General features: G+C 67.6%; 17 protein-coding genes. 10 read left to right on the top strand and 7 right to left on the bottom strand.

Translation table 11 applies throughout. The annotated features are described in order from the left end of the window. Positions 1-8: 8 nt before the first annotated feature. From ACDC67_RS10115 to ACDC67_RS10100, 4 genes are all read left to right on the top strand, one after another. A complete protein-coding gene (locus tag ACDC67_RS10115; protein ID WP_376692804.1) occupies positions 9-485 on the top strand; it encodes a hypothetical protein in 477 nt (158 codons plus the stop codon). Positions 486-566: 81 nt separating this feature from the next. Continuing rightward, positions 567-2,135: a M20/M25/M40 family metallo-hydrolase gene (locus tag ACDC67_RS10110; protein WP_376692802.1), complete on the top strand. Its 1,569-nt coding sequence runs from the start codon at positions 567-569 to the stop codon at positions 2,133-2,135. Between the two features lie 76 nt (positions 2,136-2,211). Beyond that, on the top strand, positions 2,212-3,438 hold the full coding sequence (gene ilvA, locus ACDC67_RS10105; protein ID WP_376692800.1) for a threonine ammonia-lyase: 1,227 nt from the start codon (positions 2,212-2,214) through the stop codon (positions 3,436-3,438). A 29-nt stretch (positions 3,439-3,467) separates the two neighbouring features. Then, on the top strand, positions 3,468-3,833 hold the full coding sequence (locus ACDC67_RS10100; protein WP_376692799.1) for a DUF488 domain-containing protein: 366 nt from the start codon (positions 3,468-3,470) through the stop codon (positions 3,831-3,833). Positions 3,834-4,235: 402 nt separating this feature from the next. Here ACDC67_RS10100 and ACDC67_RS10095 read toward each other — a convergent pair whose 3' ends face one another. Next, positions 4,236-4,541 carry a zinc-finger domain-containing protein gene (locus ACDC67_RS10095; protein ID WP_376692797.1) on the bottom strand — a complete coding sequence of 102 codons (306 nt, stop codon included), beginning with the start codon at positions 4,539-4,541 and terminating at the stop codon, positions 4,236-4,238. Between the two features lie 161 nt (positions 4,542-4,702). Between ACDC67_RS10095 and ubiM the strand changes: the two genes are divergently transcribed. Together ubiM and ACDC67_RS10085 are read left to right on the top strand one after the other, a co-directional pair. Next, positions 4,703-5,917, top strand: a complete 1,215-nt coding sequence (gene ubiM, locus ACDC67_RS10090) for a 5-demethoxyubiquinol-8 5-hydroxylase UbiM (RefSeq protein ID WP_376692796.1) — start codon at positions 4,703-4,705, stop codon at positions 5,915-5,917. Next, positions 5,914-6,501, top strand: a complete 588-nt coding sequence (locus ACDC67_RS10085) for an NAD(P)H-dependent oxidoreductase (protein ID WP_376692794.1) — start codon at positions 5,914-5,916, stop codon at positions 6,499-6,501. Before ubiM ends, ACDC67_RS10085 begins: the two co-directional genes overlap by 4 nt. Here the strand turns inward: ACDC67_RS10085 and ACDC67_RS10080 are convergent. Further along, complete coding sequence (locus ACDC67_RS10080) at positions 6,463-8,136, bottom strand: hypothetical protein (protein WP_376692792.1); 1,674 nt, start codon at positions 8,134-8,136, stop codon at positions 6,463-6,465. The genes ACDC67_RS10085 and ACDC67_RS10080 overlap by 39 nt on opposite strands. A 109-nt stretch (positions 8,137-8,245) precedes the next feature. Beyond that, positions 8,246-9,559: an META domain-containing protein gene (locus tag ACDC67_RS10075; RefSeq protein ID WP_376692790.1), complete on the bottom strand. Its 1,314-nt coding sequence runs from the start codon at positions 9,557-9,559 to the stop codon at positions 8,246-8,248. Here ACDC67_RS10075 and ACDC67_RS10070 point away from each other — a divergent pair. From ACDC67_RS10070 to ACDC67_RS10060, 3 genes are read left to right on the top strand one after another with little or no spacing between them, the layout of a single operon-like run. After that, positions 9,558-10,703 carry a trypsin-like peptidase domain-containing protein gene (locus ACDC67_RS10070; protein WP_376692789.1) on the top strand — a complete coding sequence of 382 codons (1,146 nt, stop codon included), beginning with the start codon at positions 9,558-9,560 and terminating at the stop codon, positions 10,701-10,703. The two genes, ACDC67_RS10075 and ACDC67_RS10070, sit on opposite strands and share 2 nt — an antisense overlap. A gap of 58 nt (positions 10,704-10,761) precedes the next feature. Then, entirely contained in the window at positions 10,762-12,213 is a 1,452-nt protein-coding gene (locus ACDC67_RS10065) for an FAD-binding oxidoreductase (protein WP_376692787.1), read from the top strand. Then, the gene (locus ACDC67_RS10060; RefSeq protein WP_376692786.1) at positions 12,204-13,463 is read left to right on the top strand and encodes an FAD-dependent oxidoreductase; all 1,260 of its coding nucleotides are present in this window, start codon (positions 12,204-12,206) and stop codon (positions 13,461-13,463) included. Before ACDC67_RS10065 ends, ACDC67_RS10060 begins: the two co-directional genes overlap by 10 nt. A gap of 28 nt (positions 13,464-13,491) precedes the next feature. On the opposite strand, the gene ACDC67_RS10055 is transcribed toward ACDC67_RS10060, so the two are convergent. Continuing rightward, positions 13,492-14,673, bottom strand: a complete 1,182-nt coding sequence (locus tag ACDC67_RS10055; protein ID WP_376692784.1) for a hypothetical protein — start codon at positions 14,671-14,673, stop codon at positions 13,492-13,494. Between the two features lie 93 nt (positions 14,674-14,766). Beyond that, positions 14,767-15,870 carry a GGDEF domain-containing protein gene (locus ACDC67_RS10050; RefSeq protein WP_376692783.1) on the bottom strand — a complete coding sequence of 368 codons (1,104 nt, stop codon included), beginning with the start codon at positions 15,868-15,870 and terminating at the stop codon, positions 14,767-14,769. A 134-nt stretch (positions 15,871-16,004) separates the two neighbouring features. Here ACDC67_RS10050 and ACDC67_RS10045 point away from each other — a divergent pair, with 134 nt between their 5' ends. After that, positions 16,005-17,204, top strand: coding sequence for an aminotransferase class V-fold PLP-dependent enzyme (locus ACDC67_RS10045; RefSeq protein WP_376692782.1), 1,200 nt, complete (start codon positions 16,005-16,007; stop codon positions 17,202-17,204). A gap of 40 nt (positions 17,205-17,244) precedes the next feature. Here ACDC67_RS10045 and ACDC67_RS10040 read toward each other — a convergent pair whose 3' ends face one another. Next, a complete protein-coding gene (locus tag ACDC67_RS10040; RefSeq protein ID WP_376692780.1) occupies positions 17,245-17,763 on the bottom strand; it encodes a protein tyrosine phosphatase family protein in 519 nt (172 codons plus the stop codon). Continuing rightward, positions 17,756-18,883 carry a hemolysin family protein gene (locus ACDC67_RS10035; protein WP_376692779.1) on the bottom strand — a complete coding sequence of 376 codons (1,128 nt, stop codon included), beginning with the start codon at positions 18,881-18,883 and terminating at the stop codon, positions 17,756-17,758. The genes ACDC67_RS10040 and ACDC67_RS10035 overlap by 8 nt, the downstream gene beginning before the upstream one ends. Positions 18,884-19,100 lie beyond the last annotated feature (217 nt).

Genomic DNA, 19,100 nt, shown 5'->3' with positions numbered 1-19,100 from the left:
GTACCGCAATGAGGATCGCACTTTTTCGTATCGCAGCGCTCGGTCTGCTGGCGCTGCTGGCCGCCCCCGTCGCTGCCCAGTCCGAGGACCATGAGCATGAGCACGGGGCCATGCACGGCAGCGGCGAACTGGACCTGCAGCGCCCCGACGATGGCAAATGGGCCAGCGACGCCTCGCTTCGACAGGGCATGAGCGATCTGCGGAAAGCCTTCCGGCCCGCCCATGACGCCTATCGCAACGACCGGTTCGACGCTGAACAGGCCGCCGAGCTGGCCGACGCCGTCGAGGAAGCCGTCAACTTCATGTTCGCCAACTGCCAACTGCCGGCCGACGCGGACGCCGAACTGCACAAGCTGCTGGCCGCCGCCCTGGGCGCGGAAAAATCGCTGCGCGAATCCGACGATCTGCACGAGGGGCTGCATCGACTCCACCGCGTGCTCCAGGCCTACGGCGAGCACTTCGAGCATCCGGGCTGGGCCGGTTGAGACGAGCCTCGGCGGGGTAAACTGGGTTCCTGTGCGACGGTCTCCGACCGTCGCTTGATATTCACTACCCAGGAGCCGCACTTGGTTTTCCGTAATCCATTCCTGATCGCTGCCATCGCGCTGGCCCTAGCGCCGATTTGCGCACAAGCACAGAACGAGCACGACGTCCGCCCGGTGCACGCCTTCGAAACCAGCGAGGCATTCGATGCCGGCGATATCGCGCCCTATCGCGGCTCGCACGAGGCCGTCCACGCGCGCATCGATGCCGATATCGATCGCCACGTCAACGAGCTCCGGCGATGGGTCCGGCAGCGATCGATCAGCGCCCAGGACGACGGCATCGACGAGATGGCGGAAATGGTCGCCGGTGACCTGCGCGATATCGGCTTTGGCGAGGTCGACATCGTCGAAACCGACGGACACCCCGGCGTCTTCGGCCACTACGACGCCGGCGCCGACAAGACCCTGGTGGTCTACATGATGTACGACGTGCAGCCGGTGGAAGACAACTGGCAGATCGACGATCCCTTTGCCGGGGAGCTGGTCGAGACCGACCTCGGCACGGTGTTGATGGCGCGTGGCGCGACCAACCAGAAGGGTCCCCAGCGGGCCTTTCTCAACGCCCTCGAGGCGATCATCGCGACCGAGGGCGAGCTGCCGGTCAACCTCTTCGTCGTGGCCGAAGGCGAGGAAGAACTGGGCTCGTCCCACTTCGGCCAGGTGCTCGCACCCTACCTCGATCGCCTGCGCGAAGCCGACGGCGCCTATTTCCCGATGAACCTGCAGGGCCGGGACGGTTCGGTCGCACTCAACCTGGGCGTGAAGGGCATCGTCTACTTCGAGCTGCAGGCGCGCGGCGGCGATCACGGCGGCCCGCGCGATCACGAGATCCACGGCTCGTACAAGGCCACGGTCGATTCGCCGGCGCTGCGCCTGGTCAACGCGATCGCGTCGATGACCAGCGCCGACGGCAACACGGTACTCATCGACGGCTGGTACGACGGCCTGCGCGGCCCGACGCCGGCCGAACAGCGCCTGATCAACGGCCTGGTCGCCAGCGAATCCTGGGGCGACCACGGCGAGGCCATGGGAGTCAGCCGCTGGGTGGACGATCTCGAGGGGCGCGATCTGGCCGTGCGCGGGCTGTTCGAGCCGACGCTCAACATCAACGGCATGTGGTCGGGCTACACCGGCAATGGCGGCAAGACCATCCTGCCGCATGTGGCCACGGCCAAGATCGATTCGCGCCTGCCGCCGGGGCGTGATCCCGAGGATATCTGGCGGATGATTCGCGACCACCTCGACGCCCATGGCTACGAAGACCTCGAAATGGTCCAGATCGAAAGCCGCGGTTACCCGGCAGCCGCCACCTCCGTCGATTCGGGACTCGTGCGTACGGCCCTGTCGGTCTTCAACCATTACGGTCACACGCCGACCGTCTCACCCTGGCTGGCCGGCAGTGCGCCGTTCTACCAGTTCACCGACCATCTCGACCTGCCCTTCGTATTCGGCGGGCTCGGGTACGGTACCGGCGCCCATGCGCCCAACGAGTTCATGCTGATCCATCCGGCCGAGGGCGTCGAAGCCGCCGGCCTCGCGCAAGTCGAGAAGTTCTACGCTGACCTGCTGTTCGCCTTCGCGGCCGACTGAGCCGGGGTTGCGATCTCGCACCAGCGTGTCCGGGCCGATGTCAGAATAGGCTTCGTTCCTTTTGCAGGATCCACCCATGGCCGTCGAACTCGACCTTGAAGACCTGATCGCCGCGCACGAGCGCATTCGCGACCAGGTCGCCGCGACACCGCTGGCGCACAGCGAAGCCCTGTCCTCGCGCGTGGGCGCCGAGCTGCGACTCAAGCACGAGAACCTGCAGCTGACCGGCTCGTTCAAGTTCCGCGGCGCCAGCCACAAGCTGGCCCGGCTGGTCGCCGAAGGCGAGCGGCCGGCCGGCGTTGTGGCGGCCTCGGCCGGCAATCACGCCCAGGCCGTCGCGCGGGCGGCGCGCAGCCGCGACATCCCGGCCACCGTGGTCATGCCCGAAACCGCGCCGATGACCAAGGTGGCCGCCTGCCGCGCCCTGGGCGCGCGCATCGAGCAGGTCGGCACCACGCTCGAAGAGGCCACTGAGCGCGCAAAGGAACTGGCCGACGCGCAGAAGCTGGTCTTTATCTCGCCCTACGACGACTGGGACATCATTGCCGGGCAGGCGAGCTGCGGCCTGGAGATGCTCGAAGCCATGCCCGAGATGACTATGGCGGTCGTATGCCTCGGCGGTGGCGGCTTGCTGTCGGGCATCGCCCTGGCGCTCAAGCTGCAGCGCCCGGACATTCGTCTCATCGGGGTGCAGGCCGACGCGGTCGCACCCTGGCGTCACTATCTCGACGACGGCGAGTTCGACGCGATCGAGCCGGGATCACGCACCATTGCCGACGGCATCAGCGTCAAGGCGCCGGGCAAGCTCACCCGCCAGGTGATCGGCAAGTACGTCGACGAGATCGTGACCGTCGACGACAATGCCATCGCCCGTGCCATCGTCACCCTGCTGGAGACAACCCGAACCATCGGCGAGGGTGGGGGCGTGGTCGGCCTGGCCGCCCTGCTCGAGGGCCGGATTGCGCTCGCCGCAGACGAGCGCGTGGCCTGCGTGATCTCCGGCGGCAATATCGACATGTCCCTGGTCGGGCGCTCGATCGACTACGGGCTGAGCGCCAGCGGCCGGCTGATGAGTATCGCCGTGACCCTGCCGGATCGGCCCGGCAGCCTGGCCGGCCTGATCACGCTGGTGGCCGAGCTGGGCATGAACGTCCGCGAGGTCCGCCATCGCCGCGGTGAAACGCACGTGCCGGTCAGGCTGACCGAGATCACCCTGGAACTGGAAACCCGCGACTCGGATCATCAGTGCCAGCTCCTGGAGCGACTGCGGGAACAAGGCTTGAACATCCGTATGCTGGCATAGTGACCCGAAGGCCCAAGCTGGAGGAACAAATGTCCGGTTCGAACATCCGTCTGCGCCGAATCTACGATGAACCCGAGGACGGCGAGGGCACGCGCGTTCTGGTCGACCGCGTCTGGCCACGTGGCGTTTCGAAGGACGAGGCGGAGCTCGACTACTGGTTCAAGGGGCTGGCGCCCTCGACCGAGCTCAGAAAGTGGTTCGGCCACGCCCCCAAGCTGTGGGCTGCCTTCAAGCAGAAATACCGCAAGGAGCTTGGGGAAGACGACAAGCGTGAAAAGCTGGAGGAACTGTTCGAACTGGCGGCTTCAGGGCCGGTCACCCTGCTGTTCGGCGCCAGGGACACGACGCACAACCAGGCGGTCGTGCTCCGCGAACTTCTGGAAGAGATGCTTTAGAGTCCCCGATAGGGGCTCCTAAAACCCCTCGCTTCTAGGCGATGGATCGAGCTCGAAAAATTCCAAATCCCAATCACCAATTGCCAAACAAATCCCGAAGGATCGAATTTTTAATGACCGAAACGAGCATGGAGCCGAAGTGTCAGTTTTGTGTGCATGAGCAGGTGCAGGCACCCAATTGCAAGGTCGGTAAGAGTCGAGCCGGCCCGAGATTGCGGCAAGTCGCGTGATCTGGCTGTTCTCGCGGCTTGGGTCTTTGGAATTTCGTTCATTGAGAATTGTTTGTAAATTGGTGCTTGTAAATTGGTGCTTCAACCAGTCGACCATTTGGCCGATCGATCCGGCTTTGAGCAGTAACAGCAAGCCACCGGCTTTAGCCGGTGGTCGTTGGCGTGTGATCTCTTAGTCCGACTGACCGCGCTCGTCGCGCACGCGTTGCTGGGCGCGGCGGAAGGCGTCCTCGATCTCGGAGTTGTCGAACATCGGCATGGGCTGGTCGGGATCGGGGTCGTGCAGCACGAAGACCGAGCCGCAGTATTCGCACATCTCGCGCCCGGAGCGGTGGACCGGCACGTAGACGCGCGGGTGGGCATTCCAGACCTTCATCGCCGGGGTCGGGCACGACAGGGGCAGGTCCTCCCAACGTACTTCGTACTCGTCCTGCTGGCAGGCCGGCTTGAGTTCGCCTTCCTTGCGTTTGGCGACCATGAGCTTGTCTCCGCGGTGGATCCGTTACAAGCGCAATATGGTACCCGCTTCAAGGCCCCGATGGTGGCAATGCTTCGTCATCACGGCCCTGATCAATGTCAATTTCGCGCCCTCGCCGGCGTGCTAACTTTCTCGTTCCCACCCACCGGAGTCAGCGCGACATGAGAATCGATGTGGCCATCGTCGGTGCCGGACCCGCCGGTCTGTGCCTTGCCCGTGCGCTCGATGGCATGGGTCTGTCCATACGATTGTTCGAGGGCAGCCCGAAAGAATCCCTGGTCGAGCCGGCCGAGGACGGGCGCGAAATCGCCCTGACCCACGCTTCGCAGGCCGTTCTCGAACGGCTCGGCATCTGGCAGCGCCTGGATGAGGCCGAACTCAGCGACCTGCGCGACGCCGTCGTCTACGACGGAGAGTCCGCGCGCCCGATGCGCATCAGCCATGCCGATGGCGACAGCGAGTGTCTCGGAACCCTGGTTTCGAATCACCGCATCCGAAAGGCCGCCTGGGAAGCGGTGGCCGGGCAGGACGGCGTCGAGGTCGAGGCCGGCGTTCGGGTCGAGGGCACGCAGATCACGCCCACCGGTCGGAATCTGCTGCTGTCCGACGGTCGCGAAATCGAGGCGGCCCTCGTCATCGCCGCCGACTCGCGTTTCTCGGGCCTCAGGCGGGCCGCCGGCATCGGCGCGCGCATGCGCGATTTCGGCCGCAGTATGCTGCTGGCCCCCGTGACGCTCGAGGCTGATCACGAGCACGTTGCCTGGGAATGGTTCGGCTACGACCGCACCCTGGCGCTGCTGCCGCTCAACGGTCGTCGCGCTTCGGCGGTGATTACCCTGCCGCATGAGCAGGCCCGGCGCTTGTCCGAACTGGACGAGGCCGAATTCGATCGTGAGGTCACCGGAATGTACCGCCACCGCCTCGGCGCGATGCAGCTCGACGGTCAGCGCCATCTCTATCCCCTGGTGGGCGTGTGGCCCGATCGCCTGGTTACCCAACGCCTGGCCGCCGTGGGCGACGCCGCCGTCGGCATGCACCCGGTCACCGCCCACGGCTTCAACCTGGGCGTGACCGGCATCGACATCCTCTCCGGCGAACTTCGGCGGGCCCTGGGGCGCGGCGCCGGCGTCGCCGATCGTTCGGCGCTGTCGGCCTTTGAGCGGCGCCACCGCCTGGCCAGCCTGCCGCTGTACCTCGCCACCGCCACCGTGGTCGGGCTGTATACCGACGACCGCCTGCCGGCCCGTTTACTGCGTCGTTCGGTGCTGCGCGTGGCCAATCGGGTGACGCCCTTCCGCCAGGCCGTGGCAAGGCAGCTGACCGGTCGAGGGGGACTGCCCGGTCCGCTGGCGATGCTGCGCGGGGTCGGTCGATGAGCCGGCGTATCCTGATCATCCAGGGTCATCCGGACCCGGCCGGCGGTCACTTCGGCCACGCGCTCGCCGCCGCCTATCGCAAGGGCGCAGAAGCAGCCGGGCACCAGGTCGAGGAAGTGCGCCTGGCCGAACTCGACTACCCCATGCTGGCCAGCGAAAAGGAGTGGACCGAGGGCGAGGTGCCCGAGTCCCTGCGGCCGGTACAGGAAAAGATCCGGGCCGCCGATCACCTGGTGTTCGTCTTCCCGCTCTGGCTGGGCACGCTGCCGGCCCGGGTAAAAGCCTTTCTGGAACAGGTGCTGCGGCCCGGTTTCGCTTTCGCCGCCGAAGCGCGCGAGGGCATTGGCGAGCGGCTGCTCAAGGGCAAGTCGGCACGGGTGATCATCACCATGGGCATGCCCGGCCCGGTCTATCGCTGGTTCTTCAGCGCCCACGGCTACCGCAACTTCAAGCGCAACATCCTGCACTTTTGCGGCATCCGGCCGGTGCGCCGCTGCTTCGTGGGCGGGGTGGCGGGCAAGAACGATCGCCACCGGCAACGCTGGCTAGAACGGCTCGAGTCGATTGGTCGGCAAGGCCGATAACCCTGCGGTCGCGACCAGGCCCAGGACCAGCAGCAGCCAGGCGGGCCAGCCGCCGACCGGAACGGCCCGGGCCGCGGGTGCCGCCTGGCCGGCATTTTCCAGCTTGAAGCTGGTCGTCACTTCGCCGTCGACGAGCTCCACGCCCACCCCGTGGCTCCCGGCCGCGCTGTTGGCGCGGGCCGACACCACGGCCCGGCCTTCGGTGTCGGTCGACACCGTCTGTGTCGTCTCGCCGTTGCCGAACACGGCCCCCGGGCCCGTTGCCCGGCTGGTGAACCGGACCGTCCGCCCCGGCACGCCGACGCCCCACTGGTCGTGAAGGCGCACGGCCAGGGGTTCGGCAAAATCCGACTCCACCGACGTGATCTGGCGGTCTCCGTTCTCGGGCGACAGGGTCGCCGCCGTCGGCCCCGCGAAGCGGCGACCGAAGATCCCGAATCCCGATTCGTCCTGGCCGATCGACTCCCAGACCGCGAAGAACCCGCCCCCGGGCAGCGTATCGACGGCCGGGAAATCCTGGAAGGCCTCGCGTTCCTGGTTGACGCGGATTTCGTCGCCGTAGAAGTCGCCGTTGGCGTCGATTCGCCGGGCATAGATGCCCTGGTCCTCGAAGTCCTCGGGCAGGCTGTGCCAGACCAACACGTGACTGCCGTCGTCCGCCGCCGCGATGTCGGGCAGATCCTGGATGCCCTGGTCGAACTGGTTGACCTGGCGCTCGTCGCCCAGCGGCTGACATTCACGATCGAAGTGGCGCAGCATGACGCGCCGGTATTCGAAGGTGCTGCGGCCGCGATTGTCGTGCCAGGTCACCGCGAAGCCCCGCTGGCCCATTGCGGCGACGCGGGGCTGGCTTTGCGCACCCTCGGTCGACTGGTTGATCTGGAATTCTTCGCCGGCGCTGCCGTCGTCGGACATGCAGCGCCCGAACACGCCCCAGCTGTCGCCGTCCTGTTCGCTGCTTTGCCACACGAACATGTAGTCGCCGTCGGGGCCCCGGGCCAGGTCGACCCGGCGCTGCTGGGTGTCGTCCTGCTGGCTGATCCGAAGCAACGGGCCGCTGGGCGTTCCGTCCGCGGACATGAACTGGCCGGGGATGCTGAAGGTGTCGCCGAACAGGCCGCGGCCTTCCCAGGCCACGAGGTAGCCGTCGTCCGCCGCCGCGGCGACGCGCGGGAGGAGCTGCAGCTCCTCGGACAGGCCGCCGACGGGACGGTCGGAGCCCAGCGGCGTTCCCTGGCCGTCGACCCGGCGCGCGTAGATGCCCTGCGACTCGCCGCTGCGGCTCTGTCCGTGCCAGGACACCACGAAATCGCCCTGCGGCAGGGCGGCCACGTGCTGGCCCTCCTGCCGGCCGGCGGCAAAGGCATTGATTCGCAGTTCCGGTTCGGTTGCCGCGCCGCTGGCATCAAGGCGCCGGGCGAAGACATCCCAGCCGTTTTCAGGCTGCTGCTGCGATTGCCACACCACCAGGCTGTTGCCGCCGGTGTCGGTGGCCACGCCGGGAATCCGCTGGTCGTTGAGTTCCCAGGTGTTGATCTGGAACTCGTCCCCGGCGAAGCGCTCGGGCTTCGGGCCGGCCAGGCCGGTCTGGGTGAGGCAGCAGGCGAGCAGCAAGCATGCGGCCTGCATCTTCATGCAGCGAAACAGTGAGCCATCGCGGCGGCTCCCCCTTGTGGACGTGCAGGCCGCGAGATTAGCATGCCGCGCCCGGCCCGGCCCGGCCCGGCGACGCGAGCGGGACCTCCTATGAACGCCCGGGCACGGCCGTGATGCGGCCAGCCGGCGTGATCAGTATCAGCTCGCCATCGTTGCCGATATCGAAGCGCCGCACCTTCGAGAGCAGCTCGAAGAAGCGCGCCTCCAGCGCCATGCGCGGCTCGGGGCAGGCCATCTTGGTGGCGGCGGCGCGGCCGATCGACAAGCCCTCGCCGCCGAGCTCGAATTCGGCCGAGTAGCTGTTGCAGGCAGCGCGGCCGCCGACACGGCCTTCGTCGTCGAACCGCATGCTGATCTCGATTTCCTCGCCGTCGCGGCCGCTTTCGGGCGCGGCCTCGTCACCGAGTTGCGTGACCCGCCAGTCATGCCCGACCAGCAGGTCCAGCGGATCGCCGCCGCAGCCGCGCAGCGTGCCGTCTTCGAACTGCACTTCCACTTCGTGCGGATGCGGCATGCCGGTCGCCGAATCCCGGCAGATCCGGGGGCTGAAACTCGCCAGGACGGGGCCGTTCTCGCCCGCGCCGCGAAAATGCGTGGCCGCGCCGCTCGAATCGGCGCCGATCAGCGTCGCCTGCGTGACGGTCTGGCCGTAGTCGCTGACGAGCTCGATCGATGCCTCGTCGATCTCGACATGCCAGCCGGGCTCGTTGCCGCCGCCGGACAGCGGCGGCTCGAGCGCTTCGACCCGGCGGCAGCCGACGACGTCGTCTTCCCCGCGCAGCAGCAGGAGCTCGCCGCTTTTCTCGTGCAGCGCGAGCGAGGAGTCCTGCTTCGAGCGATAGCGCGCGCCGGACGCCGCCGGAACGGCTTCGAGCGTGTGCAGGGCCTCGTCCACCGCCATGAACGCGTCGCTGCCGATGGTGCCCAGGAACACCCGCTCCGAGGCGCATTCCCAGGCCTGGCCGAAGCCCGCTTCCAGCGGCGGCTGCAGCCGGATGCGACCGAGTCGCGCCGCGCCGTCGCGCGGCTCGACGATCACCGGCCGGGTCAGCCGCAGCAGCTCATCGCCGGCGACGACGGCGGCGTTGAGCTCGTGAATGACGCGACTCCCGGCCCGGGATTCGAACGTGAAGCGCAGCGGAATCGGCACCTGGCGGCCGTCGAGCCGCGTGGAGAAACGGGTCAGCGACCTGCGGCCGTTCGCATCCACCGCATCGACCGACACCAGCACCCTGCTGTCGCCGGGCAGGGCAATCCGTTCCGGGTAGAAGAGTTCGGCGTCGACGCTGACGGTCGGGCCCGCCGGCGCCTCGTCCTCGGATCGAGCGTCTCCTTCGGGCCGGATGTCGAAGGTGCAGGCGGTGGCCAGGCCACAGAACACAAGGGCGAGAAGTCGGGTCATGCTGGCTCTCCTGGTGGCAACCCTGCGCGGGCCGATCGATTCGGGCTATATTGCAGGCGGGGAATCCATATCGTTGCTTTTGATGAATACGCTCGCGCTTCGTTCCATTCTGCTGCTGATCCTGGCGCTGGGCGCCGTCGATGCCCAGGCGCAAAAGATCTATCGCTGGGTCGATGAGTCCGGCCAGGTGCATTTCACCCAGACGCCGCCGCCCGATCGCGATGCGGCTGATACGAGCGTGATCGAACACGGCAGTTCCGGCCAGGTCGATGCGGCCTGCTGTGGGGAAGTCTACCGATTCGCGCTGCAGCTCGTCGGCCACATGCGGCGCGGCATGAGCAGCCTGGAGATTTACGAGATCTTTCCGCCGCACAGCTATCCGAATGTCGTCGAGGTCTCAAACCATATCGCCGCGCGGGTCGACAGCGACCTGTCGTCGACCGCCATCGCCGCCCTGACGCGCGACGCCTGCCTCAATCGATCTTTCCAGGCCTGCCGTGTCGATCCCGATGGTGCGGGGCCGGGTGGCCGGGGCGGCTCCGGAAGCGGTGTGGCGATCGCCGCCGGCCTGGTCCTGACGAACCATCACGTGGTCGACGGCTGCGGCGGGGTTCGGGTGGGTGCCGACGGCGACGAGGGCACGATCCTGGCCACTGACGGGGATGCGGATCTCGCCGTGCTGCGCACCGGCGGTCGCTTCGCCGGTTTCGTATCGGTCAGCGCCTCGCGCGCGGCTCGGCTCGGCGAGTCGGTCGTGGCCGCCGGCTATCCGTTGGGCGACTTGCTGGGCTCGCTCAATGTCACGACCGGCTCGGTCAGCGCCGACACCGGGGCGGGCGGCGACCCGCGGCGGTTCCAGCTCACGGCGCCGGTCCAGCCCGGCAGTTCCGGCGGGCCGGTTCTCGACGGCCGCGGCGCCCTGCTCGGCATCGTCGTCTCCCGGCTCAACGACGCCGCGACGCTCAGGGCGACCGGGGTCGTGGCCCAGAACGTCAACTTCGCCATTCAGCCGGGCGTCATTCGTGATTTTCTCGACCGCAACGATATTCCGTACAACACCGGTTCGAGGGCTTCGAGCGAGATCGGCGGCCAGGAGATCGCCGAGCGCGCGCGACGCTACACGACCCGCGTTTTCTGCGATTGATCCCGCGCTGTCCGCGCTGAGGCCGGGCACGGGCAGGGGCATCTGAGATAATGGGCCCATGACCGGGTCCCGTCCGAGCCAATTGTTCGAACGCCTGAAGGCCTTGCTGGGCGCTTCCGGATGCCTGATGGGCGAAGACGTCGACGCCTATTCCCGCGAACCGAGAGGGCGCTACCGCGAACGTCCGCTCGCGGTCGTCCGCCCGGCCACCACCCTCGAAGTCGCCGCCGTATTATCGCTGTGCCGAGAGTACGCCGTTCCGATCGTGCCGCAGGGCGGCAACACCGGCCTGGTCGGCGGACAGAGCATCGGCAGCGCCGGGCGTGAAGTGATCGTCAGCCTCGAGCGCATGCGCGCGATTCGCCGGGTCGATGCCGAAGGCGCCTGCATGACCGTCGAGGCGGGATGCCCCCTGGCCACCGCGCAGAACGCCGCCGGGGGCGCCGGCCTGCTGTTGCCGATGAGCCTGGCCTCGGAGGGGACGGCGACCATCGGCGGCAACATCGCTACCAATGCCGGCGGCCACCTGACGATCCGCTACGGCAACATGCGACAGCAGGTGCTGGGCCTGGAGGTCGTGCTGGCCGACGGCCGCGTTCTCGACGGGCTCAAGGGCTTAAGAAAGGACAACAGCGGCTACGATCTCAACCAGCTGTTCATCGGCAGCGAGGGCACGCTGGGCATCGTCACCGCCGCTTCGCTCCAGCTGGTCTCGCTGCCCAGGCAGAGCATGACGGCCATGATCGGGGCGGCCGACCTGCCGGCCACGCTGACGCTGCTGCGACTGCTACGGCGCCATCTCGGCGAGACGGTTTCGGCGCTCGAGTTGATGCCGCGCCTGGCCATGGACTACGCACTCGACTACCTTCCCGACGCCCACGATCCGCTGGTGCGCGAGCATCCCTGGTACCTGCTGCTCCAGGCCGACACGGCGGTGGCCGGCGACTGGCTGCAGGCGGCCTGCGTCGAGGCGCTCGAGCGTGCCCGGGACGAGGGCGTGGCCGCCGACGCCGTGGTCGCCGGCAACGATTCGCAGTCGAAGGCCCTGTGGCGGCTGCGCGAGGCCGTCTCTCCGGCGCAGAAGGTCGGCGGGGTCAGCCTCAAGCACGATATCTCGGTGCCGGTGGCGGCCATTCCCGAGTTCGTCGAGGAGACCTGTGCCGCGCTGGCCGAGCGCGTGCCGGGCATCCGGCCCTGCGTGTTCGGGCACGTCGGCGACGGCAATTTGCACTTCAATCTCAGCCAGCCCGAAGGCATGGCGCCCGAAGCGTTCCGTGCCCTGGAGGGCGAGTGCAATCGCATCGTCTTCGACGCGGTCATGCGCCATCGCGGCTCGATCGCGGCCGAGCACGGCATCGGCCAGCTGCGCGCGGGTGAGCTCGCCCGCCGCGGCGACCCCGTCCGGCTCGAGCTCATGCGCCGGCTCAAGCGTGCGTTCGACCCCGATGGGCTGCTCAATCCAGGCAAGATCCTGGCCGAAGGCGGTCACGGGGAAACCCCGTGCGGGTGATCGTCATCGGCGCCGGCGTTGTCGGCGCCGCCACCGCCCTGGCGCTGGTCGAGCGCGGCCTGGATGTGACCCTGATCGACAAGCGCGAGCGGGTGGCCGACGACACCAGTCACGCCAACGGCGGCGGCGTCACGCCGCTGCATTCCGAGCCCTGGAACGGCCCCGGACTGTTCGGCAGCCTGTTCGAGTATGTCGGCCGGCAGGACGCGCCGTGGCGGCTGCCGCCGCAGATGCTCCCCAAACTGGGCGGCTGGGGCCTCCGCTTCCTCGCCAACTCGCGCCGTGCGCGCTTCATGGTCAACGCGAGCGCCAACATCCGCCTGGGCCTGCATTCGCTCGAGCGGTTGCGCGACTGGCGAGGTCGGTACGGCTTCGACTACGCCCAGACCACGGCCGGCTCCATGCAGCTGTACTTCTCCCGCGACGCGCTCGAGCGCGCCCTGGCCCTGAGGCGGCAGCTGATCGCGGGCCTGGGCGAGGTCGAACCGCTCGACGCCGCGACCGTGATCGAACGCGAACCGGCGCTGGCCCCGGTGGCCGATCGCCTGGCCGGCGGCCTGTTCTATCCGACCCATGAATCGGGCGATGCCGCCGGCTTCGCCCGGTGTGCGGCCGATGAGGCTGAGCGTCAGGGTGCAAGGATCCGGCTGGGCGAGTCGGTTTGTCGGCTGGTTTGTGACAACGGGCGATTGACGGCAATCGAGACGGATCGTGAAACGATCGACGCCGATGCCTGCGTAGTCGCTGCCGGGCCCGGGGCGCCGGAACTGCTTCGCCCGCTCGGCATCCGCGTTCCGATCGAGCCGGTGCGCGGCTACTCGGCCAGCTTCGAGTTGCCCGATCCCGACGCCTTGCCCAAGCTGCCCCTGCTCGATACCGCCCATCGCTTCGTGACGCTTCGCCTCGGCGAGCGCGGGCTGAGAATCGCCGGCCTGGCCGACTTCGCCGGCCATCGTCGCGCCATCCCGCCGGCGCGCATGGATGTCCTGTTGAACAGTGCGCGCGAGCTGCTGCCGGCGCTTGCCGGACAGCTCACACCGGCCGCGGGCCGGTTATGGGCCGGGTTGCGGCCGGTCACGCCCGATGGTCGCCCGCTACTGGGGGTCACGCGAATCGAGGGCTTGTATCTCAACGTCGGACACGGCCCGATGGGCTGGGCCATGGCCTGTGGAAGTGCTTGTGCCCTGGCGGACAGCATCGAGGGGCGCGCGCCGGAAATCGATCTGGCGCCCTACGATCCTGCCCGCTGATGCGCGACCGGGCGAGGGACGGCGTGATTCATTGCTCGGGATGGGCCTTGAGCATGAAGCCGTCGTTGCCGATCAGAACCAGTTCGCGTCCGCCGGGACCCGTCGTGACCCGGCCGCGGCCGGCGTAGGAGTCGATGGGGTAGTCCTCATCCTCGGGTCGGTTGATCACGAAGTCGAGCAGGCCGACGCCGCCGTCGTCGATGTCGTCGATCCAGCCTTCGAAATGACACTCCCCCTGCGGTTCGTAAATCGGGTGCATATCGACGCAGGCGTGTCCATCGCCATCGATGATCATCCGGGCCCGGGTCGGAAAGTACGGGTCGCGCATCGGGATCTCCCAGCTGCCGGCCAGGCTTTCGGCATCGACGGGCGTGAGCAGCGAGCGCTCGTCCTCGGTCGGCCAGATGGTCAGCGTGCGCGTGCGATCCTCCGATTGCGATTGCCAGGTCATTTCGGCGCCGGTTTCATCGTCGAACCACTCCCCGAGCAGGTCCCAGCTTTCGGGATCGGCCGCGACGCGGGTCCATCGCGCCAGGCTCGCGGTTCCGGTGATCTGTCCGTCACCCGCTAGCGGCTGGGTGACCACCGTGTGATGAGCGCGGGTCGCCATGGGCTGGCCACCGAAGAGGGGAATGCCCTTGTCCTCCACGCCCCAGAGCCGTCCCTCCAGATCGAGGAAGCCCGTGAAGCCCTCCGGCCCATAGGGGTCGCTGGAGACGATCTCGCCGCTGTAGCGTCCGAACTCGGCCGTTTCGACCGGCGGCAGGGTGCAGTCGGCTCCGACGATGCCGGCCAGCCTGTGCAGCTGCATGGCGCCTTCGCCGTACTCGGCGTCGTTGGCATCCCAGCTCAACTCGGCCCGATCACAGCTGCTGAATGCCACCGCCACCTCGCCCCAGACCGGCACCTGGTTGTCGGCCGGGTCGAATTCGCCAAAGCGCATGCCATGCGGTGCGTAGGCGTTGCCCTGGAAGCCGTGCCCGGATACCTCGCCCTCGACGACGAGCGTGAGCGGATTGCCTTCGGGGTCGTAGACGTGCCAGACCGCCTGGGCGAAATCCGGCCGGACCAGGAGTATGGTCAGGCCGTGGCCGGACTGGTCGGGGTTGTACCAGTGCCCGCTGATGCCGCCGGGCAGGGCGGCGGTTGCCGTTTGCATGGATGCGAGAACGAGCGCCGCGAACGCCAGATTGCGGATAAAGCTTTTCATTCCAATACTCCAATCGCCTTTGTACCAACTCCCCTCTCTGCACTTTAGTCTGACTTGCGCCGGCACGGCAAACCGCGCCCGCCGGGCCGGGGTTCAGGCGCAGACGCGATTGCGGCCCTGAGACTTGGCGCGGTACATGGCGTCGTCGGCGCGGCGGACGAGATGGATGATCTCGTCGTCGTCGCGCAGCTGCGCCACACCGAAACTGACCGTCACCGAAACGCGCTGGTCGCCACAGCTGACGGGGCGTTCGGCGATGGCCCGCCGGATCTTTTCGGCGACCTGGACGGCCTGTTGGTCGTCGGTGCTCGGCAGAAGCAGCAGAAATTCCTCGCCGCCCCAGCGCACGGCCAGGTCTTCCGTGCGGAGGTTGTGACGAATGCGCTCTCCCACCGCCCGCAGCACGTCGTCGCCCACGGCGTGACCGTAGTCGTCATTGACCCGCTTGAAGTGGTCGAGATCGCCGATGACGATCGACATCGGCTGGCCGTGGCGGCGGCTGCGCGACATCTCTTCGCCGATGCGCGACTCCAGGTCGCGCCGGTTGTGCAGCCCGGTGAGCACGTCGATGCCGGCAAGCCGGTGCAGCGCGCGTTGCAGGGCGAACTGTTGTGCCCGGATCCGGTAGAAAAGCTCCGAGGCGATCATGGCGATGGCCAGCATCATCAGTGGATCGGCCAGGCGGTAGATGGTCTCGGGCAGGTCGGCCCCGCGCAGGGCCAGCCATCCCAGGCAGAACACGAAGGGCAGGCTGAAATAGGCCAGTACCTCCCGGCCGCCCTTGAGCGACAGCAGGGAAACGGCGAAGGTCGCCATGATGATGCCGCGGGCCATCTGTTCCGGATTGCCGCCGGCGTGCAGCGTGTCGGTCGCGAACAGGCCGAACATCATGAGCATGACGCTGGCCGCCAGAAGCCGCAGCATCAGCTGGATGGTCCGGGCCCCGAGATCGAACAGGCAGCTCGACAGGCTGACCAGCGCCAGAAGGATGACCGGCGCGCGCCAGGCCGCGTGCATCCACACCAGTTCGGTCGGCGTTCGCCCGGCGAAGATATCCACCAGCTGGTACACCGGAACGACCAGGAGCGCCAGCGCGCCGGCCGCACAGGTGGTTGCCCGCATGATCAACAGCCCCGCATCGCCCTGCTGGATGTCCAGGTCGCTGCTGTTGCTGTTGAACAGGTTCCGACGATCCACCGTTTTCCCCTTTTATGAAACGCTGCATTTTAATGCTAGCCGGCAATCGCGGTCGGCATGTTGATCCCGGACAAGATCGTGCCGTCGGATATGCCATGCTGTTGCGCTTGTCACTACTCGAATGAGGGCCAGCCATGGAGCAAGGCGCACAGCTGGGCAGCCGCGCGCTGTTCGATGATCTCGAAACGGTGGTCTACGCCAACCATGCCTCCCTGTCGCCGCCCTCCCGCGCGGTGATCGAAGCGGTTACGGCGACCTTGTCGGGCTACGCCCGCAAGGGCATGGCCTGGTACGTCGAGGAGGTCGAGCGTCGCGAGCGCCTGAGGCGTCGGCTGGCCGGCCTGATCGGCGCGGCCGACGACAGCGTCGCCCTGGTGCCCAACACCTCCGCGGGGGTGCTCGACATTGCCCTGGGCCTGCCGTGGCGTCGTGGCGACCGCGTATTGCTGTTCGACGGCGAGTTCCCGACCAACGTCACGCCCTGGCAGCAGGCCGCGCGTCGCCACGGCCTGGAACTGGTCTGGATGACGGCCGATGACTTCCGCACGGATCGCGAACCGGCACTGGCGCGCCTGGAAGCCGAACTCCAGCAAGGCGTTCGCCTGGTGGCTGTCAGCGCGGTGCAGTTCACGACCGGCCAGCGCATGCCCCTGGCCGAGATGGGCGAATTGTGCCGGGCCCACGGCACCGAGCTGTTCGTCGACGCCATCCAGGCCGTCGGTATCGTTCCGCTGGACGTGAAGGTAATGGGCATCGACTACCTGGTCTGTGGCAGCCACAAGTGGCTGATGGCGCCCGAGGGCGTCGGATTTCTCTACGTGGCGCCCGAGTGCGCCGACGCGCTCGAGCCGAACATGGCCGGCTGGCTCAGCCACGAGGACGCCTTTGCCTTCCTGACCCGCGCCCCCGGAGAGTTGCGCTACGACCGCCCGTTTCGCCGCGGTGCCCTGATGGCTGAAGCCGGCACGCCCAACACCATCGGCGCGGCGGGCCTGGAGGCCAGCCTGGGCCTGATCGAGCAGATCGGCGTGGCAGCGATTCTCGAACACGTCCAGGCCTGGCACGATGCGCTCGAGCCGGGCCTGGTCGAGCGCGGATTCGAGAGCGCGCGGATGGCTCAAGCGGGCGGGCGTTCCGGCATTCTGAGCGTACGTCCCGATGATCCTTCGCAATCACCGGCCTGGGTCCAGGCCCTGGCCGGGCAGGGGGTGGCTTGCGCCAGCCCCGACGGCTGGCTGCGTTTTTCCCCGCACTGGCCCAACGCGCTCGACGAGGCGCCGCGCGTGCTGGCGGCCATCGACGCCATTCTCGCCCGGGGTGGTCCGGAGGCCTGAGCGCTTCGGCGCGCCCGTTGACCCCGGGGCATTGATGCCGTCAGATGTCGAGCTTTTCGCGAACCGCGGCCTCCAGGCTGGTCAGACCGTGCGCCTTGCCGGTCTCGATCGCGGTCTCCGGGCTTTCGCCCTCGATCCACGCCGCGCGCAAGGCGTAAAGTGCGCCGATGCGATTGCCCGACGCGCAGTGCAGCAGCGCCGGGTCGTCGCCGATTTCGGCCAGGATGCGGTCGAAGGCTTTGACGGCTTCGCGGTCGAGGTCCTCGGTGCTGCCGATCGGCACCCGGTGGTACGTCATGGCCAGCGATTCGACGAGCTCGTCTTCGTCCCAGGCGTCGAATTCGCCGATATCGCGCGCGTTGACCACGTGCTGCACGCCGGCCTGCTCGGCGGCGACCAGCTCGGCCGGCGTGGGCTGGCCGGCGATCATCCTGTTGGCTTCGGGCTTGAGCGATCCGCTGATGTCCGGCCAGCGATCGGATTCGGGTGTCGTGGCGCAGGCGGCGAGCATCAGCACGAGTGTTGGCAGGGTGATGATCCTGTGGTCGAGTTTAATCATGGCGTTCCTCCTCGCTTCGGGCTAGCTTCGATTCCCCTTGTGCTTCGCGTTCGGCATCGGCATCGCCATCGGCGTGGGGCCATTCCATGCCCAGCTTGCGGGCCCGGGCCTTCCATTTCTCGCGCGCGGCGTGGCGCAGGTCCTCGACCGTATCGCTCTCGTCGACGATCTCCATGCCCAGCAGGGTTTCGAGCACGTCCTCCATGGTGACCACGCCGGCCAGCCCACCGTATTCGTCGACCACCACGGCAAAGTGTTCCTGGCGGGAAAGCATCTGACTGAACAGCGCCTGGAGGGAGACGAACTCGGGCATGAAAAGGACTTCGCGCTTGAGCGCTTCCAGGGGCGTGTCGCCTTCTCCGCGGGCCTGGGCCAGCATGATGTCGGTCTTGAGCACGTAGCCGCGGATGTCTTCGTCCGAGTCGCCGTAGACGGGGAAACGCGAGAAGGGCAACGCCCGCGATGAGTCCATGACGTCGCTGACTTTCCGGTCGCTACGCATCATCTCCACGGCCACGCGCGGGGTCATGATGTCCTCGACGCGGATCGCGCTGAAGCGGATCAGGTTGGCGAAGATGTTCGACTCCTCTTCCTCGAACACGCCCTCGCGCGTGCCGGTCTGGGCGAGAACGCGGAACTCCTCGCGGCTGACCGTCGGGGCATCCTTGTCGGCGGCCAGCCAGCGCGTGATCAGCTTGGAAAGCTGCACCAGCGGCCAGGTCATGTAGATCAGGACGATGCAGGTGCTGGCGGTAAAACCGGCCAGGGTCTTGGCATGGCTGGCGCCCAGGGTCTTGGGAATGATCTCGGAGAAGACCAGGATCAGCAGGGTGACCACCGCCGAGGTCACGCTCACCCAGGCCTGTCCGAACACGACCTGCGCCTGCGCGCCGACGCCGGCAGCGCCGAAGGTATGCGCGATGGTGTTTAGGCTGAGGATCGCCGCCAGCGGCTGGTCGATGTTGCGCTTGAGCCGCCGCAGCCGCTTGCCGGTGCGCGAGCCGCGCTCGTTGAGCACGGCGACATGCGCGGGCGTGATGCTCAAAAGCGCGGCCTCGAGAATGGAGCACAGGAACGAGACGCCGACAGCCAGGAAGAGATAAAACAGCAGCAGGGTCATGAATGATCCGCCTTCAGGGAGTGGCGATTATTCTACAGGCCCGCTGCATTACGATTATGACGAGGCGGAAGCGCGCAGGCGGGCCGGACCGGTATACGTGGTACTGTGCCCTATTGCTCGCCGTCGACCCCGTGTCGATCGGCCGGCAACCCCACCGCTTAGTGGGGACGATCTTGAGTCGGTCGGCAGCGTCAGTCCGGCGATCAACATACCGCTC

It is taken from the genome of Wenzhouxiangella indolica, assembly GCF_042310355.1.
In the GTDB taxonomy this organism is placed as follows: domain Bacteria; phylum Pseudomonadota; class Gammaproteobacteria; order Xanthomonadales; family Wenzhouxiangellaceae; genus Wenzhouxiangella.
The sequence above is the reverse complement of the archived record's forward strand: the minus strand, read 5'-3'. Positions and strand labels throughout refer to the sequence as shown.

Coding starts and splice junctions, on each gene's coding strand:
- ACDC67_RS10040 (WP_376692780.1), bottom strand. CDS start 17,763: ATGATTAAACTCGACCACAGGATCATCACCCTGCCAACACTCGTGCTG.
- ACDC67_RS10115 (WP_376692804.1), top strand. CDS start 9: ATGAGGATCGCACTTTTTCGTATCGCAGCGCTCGGTCTGCTGGCGCTG.
- ACDC67_RS10100 (WP_376692799.1), top strand. CDS start 3,468: ATGTCCGGTTCGAACATCCGTCTGCGCCGAATCTACGATGAACCCGAG.
- ACDC67_RS10045 (WP_376692782.1), top strand. CDS start 16,005: ATGGAGCAAGGCGCACAGCTGGGCAGCCGCGCGCTGTTCGATGATCTC.
- ACDC67_RS10075 (WP_376692790.1), bottom strand. CDS start 9,559: ATGACCCGACTTCTCGCCCTTGTGTTCTGTGGCCTGGCCACCGCCTGC.
- ilvA (WP_376692800.1), top strand. CDS start 2,212: ATGGCCGTCGAACTCGACCTTGAAGACCTGATCGCCGCGCACGAGCGC.
- ACDC67_RS10095 (WP_376692797.1), bottom strand. CDS start 4,541: ATGGTCGCCAAACGCAAGGAAGGCGAACTCAAGCCGGCCTGCCAGCAG.
- ACDC67_RS10035 (WP_376692779.1), bottom strand. CDS start 18,883: ATGACCCTGCTGCTGTTTTATCTCTTCCTGGCTGTCGGCGTCTCGTTC.
- ACDC67_RS10070 (WP_376692789.1), top strand. CDS start 9,558: ATGCTGGCTCTCCTGGTGGCAACCCTGCGCGGGCCGATCGATTCGGGC.
- ACDC67_RS10085 (WP_376692794.1), top strand. CDS start 5,914: ATGAGCCGGCGTATCCTGATCATCCAGGGTCATCCGGACCCGGCCGGC.
- ACDC67_RS10055 (WP_376692784.1), bottom strand. CDS start 14,673: ATGAAAAGCTTTATCCGCAATCTGGCGTTCGCGGCGCTCGTTCTCGCA.
- ubiM (WP_376692796.1), top strand. CDS start 4,703: ATGAGAATCGATGTGGCCATCGTCGGTGCCGGACCCGCCGGTCTGTGC.
- ACDC67_RS10065 (WP_376692787.1), top strand. CDS start 10,762: ATGACCGGGTCCCGTCCGAGCCAATTGTTCGAACGCCTGAAGGCCTTG.
- ACDC67_RS10080 (WP_376692792.1), bottom strand. CDS start 8,136: ATGAAGATGCAGGCCGCATGCTTGCTGCTCGCCTGCTGCCTCACCCAG.